General features: G+C 69.5%; 7 protein-coding genes. 2 read left to right on the top strand and 5 right to left on the bottom strand.

What is annotated here, in order from left to right; translation table 11 throughout:
• Positions 1-1042 (bottom strand): class 1 fructose-bisphosphatase (locus ACILRB_RS12415; protein ID WP_395666604.1); only part of this gene is annotated, 1042 nt, incomplete at its 3' end.
• 104 nt (positions 1043-1146) lie between these two features.
• Here ACILRB_RS12415 and ACILRB_RS12410 point away from each other — a divergent pair.
• Positions 1147-2073 carry a LysR family transcriptional regulator gene (locus ACILRB_RS12410; protein ID WP_395666603.1) on the top strand — a complete coding sequence of 309 codons (927 nt, stop codon included), beginning with the start codon at positions 1147-1149 and terminating at the stop codon, positions 2071-2073.
• Positions 2074-2091: 18 nt separating this feature from the next.
• On the opposite strand, the gene argH is transcribed toward ACILRB_RS12410, so the two are convergent.
• Positions 2092-3492: an argininosuccinate lyase gene (argH, locus tag ACILRB_RS12405; RefSeq protein WP_395666602.1), complete on the bottom strand. Its 1401-nt coding sequence runs from the start codon at positions 3490-3492 to the stop codon at positions 2092-2094.
• Positions 3493-3545: 53 nt separating this feature from the next.
• Here argH and tlpA point away from each other — a divergent pair, with 53 nt between their 5' ends.
• On the top strand, positions 3546-4235 hold the full coding sequence (gene tlpA, locus ACILRB_RS12400; RefSeq protein ID WP_395666601.1) for a thiol:disulfide interchange protein TlpA: 690 nt from the start codon (positions 3546-3548) through the stop codon (positions 4233-4235).
• Positions 4236-4439: 204 nt separating this feature from the next.
• Here tlpA and grxD read toward each other — a convergent pair whose 3' ends face one another.
• The 3 genes from grxD to ACILRB_RS12385 all read right to left on the bottom strand — a co-directional run.
• Complete coding sequence (gene grxD / locus ACILRB_RS12395; RefSeq protein ID WP_395666600.1) at positions 4440-4787, bottom strand: Grx4 family monothiol glutaredoxin; 348 nt, start codon at positions 4785-4787, stop codon at positions 4440-4442.
• Positions 4788-4840: 53 nt separating this feature from the next.
• Positions 4841-5074, bottom strand: a complete 234-nt coding sequence (locus tag ACILRB_RS12390; protein WP_395666599.1) for a BolA/IbaG family iron-sulfur metabolism protein — start codon at positions 5072-5074, stop codon at positions 4841-4843.
• 167 nt (positions 5075-5241) lie between these two features.
• A partial coding sequence (locus tag ACILRB_RS12385; RefSeq protein ID WP_395666598.1) for an AIR synthase-related protein occupies positions 5242-5547 on the bottom strand: 306 nt, incomplete at its 5' end.

Here is a 5547-nt window from a genome sequence, read left to right as displayed (position 1 = left end):
CGCGTCCGCCGAACAGGGGAGCCCGCTCGGCCGAAACCTTGGGGTCCGACCGATAGGCCGCGACGAGCCGCGTCGGGTCCGAGGAGCCGAACACGAGCGGCGTGCGCTGATGGATCGCGGTCGGGACCACGTCGAGCAGCGGCGTCACGCCCTCGGTCGCCATGCCGCCGGCGCGTTCGATCAGAAAGGCGATCGGCGCGCCTTCATAGAGCAGGCGCAGGCGTCCGTCGGCGTAGCCCGGGCGGTTGTCGCCCGGATAAAGGAAGATGCCGCCGCGCAGAAGGATGCGATAGGCTTCGGCGACGAGCGAGGCGACCCAGCGCATGTTGTAGTTGCGCTTCATCGGCCCGTCGGCGCCGCGCGCGCAATCCTCGACGAAGGCGCGGATCGCCGGCTCCCAGTGCCGGTAGTTCGAGGCGTTGATGGCGTATTCCGAGGTCTGCGCCGGGATCGGCCCGGCGGTGACGGCGTGGTAGAAGCGGCCGTCCGAGCGGTCGAGCGTGAAGATCTGCGCCGGGCCGTCGCCGAGCGCGAACACCATCGAGGTCTGCGGCCCGTAGATGACGAAGCCCGCCGCGATCTGGTTGCGGCCCGGCTGCATGAAATGCGCGTCGGGCGTCGCCGCGCCCTCGATCGCCGGCAGGATCGAGAAGATGGTGCCGATCGAGACGTTGGCGTCGATGTTGGAGGAGCCGTCGAGCGGGTCCATGGCGACGACGACGGGCGATTTCTCGTCGAGGACCACCGTCTCCTTGAGCTCCTCGGAGACGACGGCGCGCACCGGCGCGCGGCGCAGCGCCTCGACGAACATTTCGTCGGCGAGCACGTCGAGCTCCTTCTGGGCGTCGCCGTCGGAGTTGGCGGTCCCGCGCGCGGCGCCAAGCTTGCCATAGAGCTGGCCGAGGCCGATGAGGTCGGCCATCTTGGCGCCCGTCGCGGCGATCTCGGCGAGGGTCTGGGCCGCGGCTTTGAGGCCGCTGTTCGCGTCAACCGCGCGCTCCAGATGGGCGCTCAACTCTTCCGCGCCGGAAATCCTTGGCATGTGGCCTCTTTTCCCTCTCGAATCTGCGGCTTTATCGCCGAAAGAGGCGGGATTGAAAAGTCATTTGCGTTGAGGCCCGGGCCTGAACCTCCTACAAACGGCTTATGCGCCGGATCACCATCAAGCATCTCGAAACCGTCGTCGCGGTCGCCGAAAGCGGCACGATCGCCGCCGCCGCCGAAGTGCTCAACGTGACGGCGGCCGCGCTGACGTCGCGCATAAAACTGCTCGAGGACGACGTCGGCGTCGCCCTGTTCGACCGCGCGGGCGGGCGCCTGCGGCTCACCACCGCAGGGCAGGAGGTCGTCAACATCGCGACCCGCGTCGACCTGCTGCTCGCCGAGCTCAAGGCGCGGCTTTCGGCGCACAAGGATAAGAACGCCGGGCGCGTGACCATCGGAGTCGCCTCCACCGCCAAATATTTCGCGCCCCGGCTCATCGCCGCCTTCGCGCGGGGGCATCCGCGCACCGAGATCGCCGTGACGGTCGGCAACAGGGCGGCGATCATCGCGGCGCTGCGCGAGCAGGCGGTCGATCTCGCGCTGATGGGCTTTCCGCCCGCCGAGATCCCGGTCAAAAGCGAAATCTTCGGCCCGCATCCGCAGGTCATCATCGCCCCGCCCGACCATCCGCTCGTCAACCGCCCGGGCGTCGAGCGCGCCGAACTGCGCCACGAAGCCTTCATCGTGCGCGAAGAAGGCTCGGGCACGCGCCGCAACTTCGACCTGTTCTTCGAGGGGCTGACGATGCAGGAGGCGCGGGTTCATATCGAGATCGGCTCGAACGAGACGGTCAAGCAGGCGGTCATGGCCGGGCTCGGCGTCACGCTCATCTCGGCCCACACCATCGAGGCCGAGGTGGCGGACGGGCGCCTCGCGATCCTCGACGTGGTCGGCATGCCGATCGTCCGGCAGTGGTTCGTGGTGCGCCCCGCGGCGCGCGAGCTTTCGCCCGCCGCCAGGGCGATGTGGGACTATGTGCTCGCCGACGGCCGCGGCTTCCTGCCCAAGATGGCCCTGCCGGTCGGGTGAGGCCGAGGCCCCGAGCGTTCAGTCGCCGGCGCGCGCCTCGTCGGCGAGCCGCGCGAGCCAGCTTTCGGCCTGCGCCCTGACGTTCGCCGGGGCCGTGCCGCCATAGCTCACGCGGCTCTTCACGGAATTTTCGACGCCGAGCACGCCATGGACCTCCGGCGTGACGCGGGGCTCGACCGAGCGCAGCTCTTCGAGCGTCAGCGCCTCGAGCTCCTTGCCGGCCGCGGCGGCGAGGCCGACGATCCGGCCCGTGACGTGATGCGCCTCGCGGAACGGCAGGCCGAGCGACTTGACGAGCCAGTCGGCGAGATCGGTCGCGGTGGCGTATCCCGCGCCCGCCGCGGCCTTCATGCGCGCGGCGTCGGGCGTCATGTCGCGCACCATGCCGGCGACGGCGGCGAGGCACAGCGAGAGCGTCTGCGCCGCGTCGAACACGCCTTCCTTGTCTTCCTGCATGTCCTTGGAATAGGTCAGCGGCAGGCCCTTCATGACGGTGAGGAGGCCGGTCAGCGCGCCGACCACGCGTCCGGCCTTGCCGCGCGCGAGCTCGGCGGCGTCGGGGTTGCGCTTCTGCGGCATGATCGAGGAGCCGGTCGAGAATTTGTCCGACAGGCGGATGAAGCCGAACTGCGGCGTCGACCACAGCACGATTTCCTCGGAAAAGCGCGAGAGATGCGTGGCGCAGATCGCGGCCGCCGCCAGAAATTCGAGCGCGAAGTCGCGGTCCGACACGCTGTCGAGCGAATTGGCGGTCGGCCGGTCGAAGCCGAGCGCCTTCGCCGTCATGTGCCGGTCGATGGGGAACGAGGTGCCGGCGAGCGCCGCCGCGCCGAGCGGACATTCGTTGAGGCGCCGGCGCGCGTCGGAAAAGCGCGAGCGGTCGCGCGCGCACATCTCGACATAGGCCAGGAGATGATGGCCGAAGGTGACGGGCTGGGCCGACTGCATGTGCGTGAAGCCCGGCATGACCCAGTCGGCGCAGGCCGCGGCCTTTTCGGCGAGCGCCCTCTGCAGCTCGCGCAGCTGCAGGTCGAGCGCGTCCATGGCGTCGCGCACCCAGAGGCGGAAGTCGAGCGCCACCTGGTCGTTGCGCGAGCGCGCCGTGTGCAGGCGCCCGGCCGCCGCGCCGATCTTTTCGGCGAGGCGCGATTCGACGTTCATGTGGATGTCTTCGAGCTGGCGCGAGAAGGCGAAGGCGCCGTCCTCGATCTCGGCGCGGATCTCGTCGAGCCCGGCGCCGATGGCGGCGGCGTCGGCCGGGCTGACGACGCCCTGCTCGGCGAGCATGGCGACATGCGCCTTCGAGCCGGCGATGTCCTGCATCGCGAGCTTGTAGTCGAAGCCGATGGAGGCGTTGATCTCCTCCATGATCGCGTCGGGCGCGCTCTCGAACCGCCCGCCCCACATCTTGTTGCTCATTTTCGCGCGCTCGTTAGAAGGTGGCCACAGGCGGTCCGAGGGAGGGAATGCGAGTGTCCAGACTGTCGCCCGAGGGCGATCCCGAACCGTCGACCGAAAAGGCTCCCGGACCCGTCCGCGCCTCGGCCTGGCGCAGGCTGGCGGTCTTCGCCGGCCTGATCGCCGCCGCGACGCTTGGCCTTGTTTACGCGATCGGGTCGCGCTCCGGCAACAGCGAGGCCGCAGCCTGTCCCGGGGCGCGCGCGCGCGCGCTCGCCCTCGCGCCTCTCGCCAAAGGCGAGATGGCCGCGCTCGTCGTCGCGCCCTGGCCGCGCCCGGCCCCCGAAATCAGCTTCAAAGGCGCCGACGGCGCGCCGCTCACGCTCGCTTCCTTCAAGGGCAGGACCGCGCTCGTCAATTTCTGGGCGACCTGGTGCGTTCCCTGCCGGCGCGAGATGCCGGCGCTCGACCGGCTGCAGGGCGAAAAGGGCTCCGACGCCTTTGAAGTCGTGGCGATCAACCTCGACACGGCGCGGCTTGAACGCCCGAAGGCGTTCCTGAGCGAGATCGGGGCGACGCGCCTCGCCTTCTACGCCGACCACAGCGCCGACGCGCTGCAGACGCTCAAGGCCGCGGGGTTCGGCCTCGGCCTGCCGACGACGCTTCTGATCGACCGCAACGGCTGCGGCCTCGCCTCGCTGCCGGGCGCGGCCGAATGGGATTCGGTCGACGCCAAGGCGGTGGTGGCCGCGGCGCAGCGCTGAGCTTCGCCAGAACGCCGCGTTTCGCCAAAAGGGCGAGGGCGGCCCGCGCGGAAAAAACCCGCCCTTTCGGGGCGGGTTTTGAATTCGGCTTTTCGCCGCGACGGCGGCGAAGGGCGGTTTCACGACACGGGTCTGGCGCTTTCCCGACATGCGCCGGACGCGCCGCCCGGCGCATGTCCGGGTCGGCGCGGCCCGGGCCCTGGCTCAGGCTTTGGCCGGCGCCGCCGGGGCCTTGACCGGGACGCCCTTGCCGGCAAGCAGGGCGGCGAGCTCGCCTGACTGGAACATCTCGCGGGTGATGTCGCAACCGCCGATGAACTCGCCCTTGACGTAAAGCTGCGGAATGGTCGGCCAGCTCGAGAATTCCTTGATCCCCTGACGGATGGCGTCGCTCTCGAGGCAGTTCACCGGCTTATAGGGAACCTCGAGATAGGACAGGATCTGGACCACCTGTCCCGAGAAGCCGCACTGCGGGAAGGTGGGCGTGCCCTTCATGAAAAGAACGACGTCGTTTGAATCGACGATCGCCTGAAGCTCGTCCTTGATGGCCATGGGCCGCTCCTCTGAGATCTGGAAACTATGGGAAAGGGTTGCGTTTCAAACGTTTATTTGGGGGCTTGCGTCGTCAGCTGCAATGCGTGAAGCGGACCGCCCATGAAGGCCCCGAGCGCCTTGTAGACGATCTGGTGCTGCTGGAGCTTCGACTTGCCGACGAATTCGGCCGAAGTGATCGTCGCGGCCCAGTGGTCCTTGTCGCCGACGAGGTCGGTGAGCTCCACGACGGCGTCGGGAATGCCCTTCTTGATGAGCGACTCGATGTCGTGGGATTCCATGGGCATTGGCAAATCCTTGGCGTTCGGCGCGGCGCGCCGGATCGGCGAGCCGTCAGATCAGCGAGCCGCTATGTCAGCGAGCATGTTAGCGAGCCGCGGCCGCCGGAGCGTTCACGGTCGCCGGAGCAATTGTCGCGCCAGAGCCCGCGAAGACGGCCGCCGCCGGAGCGGCGTCAGACCGTCCCCGCCATGAAGGTCGGCAGCCAGCCCTCGAAGGCGGCCTTCAGTTCGGCGAGCACTATTGACTGTGCGTCCCCGAGGGTCAACGCCGTCCCGCCCGTCTCGCCGAGGCGCAGCAGCGGAACGCCCGCCGCCCGCGCGCCGCTCCCCCCGGCGTCGGCGGCGGCGGCCGCGACCGCGACGACATAGCGCGCCTGATCCTCGCCGAACCAGAAGGCGTGGGAGGGCGGGCCGGCGGGGGCGCGCAGGCGCGCGCCGATCCCGCCCGCGAGCGCCATTTCGGCGAGCGCCACGGCGAG

Origin of the sequence: Methylocella sp. (assembly GCF_044226135.1) — a bacterium.
Lineage (GTDB): Bacteria > Pseudomonadota > Alphaproteobacteria > Rhizobiales > Beijerinckiaceae > Methylocapsa.
This window is presented reverse-complemented; position numbering and strand designations above follow the sequence as displayed.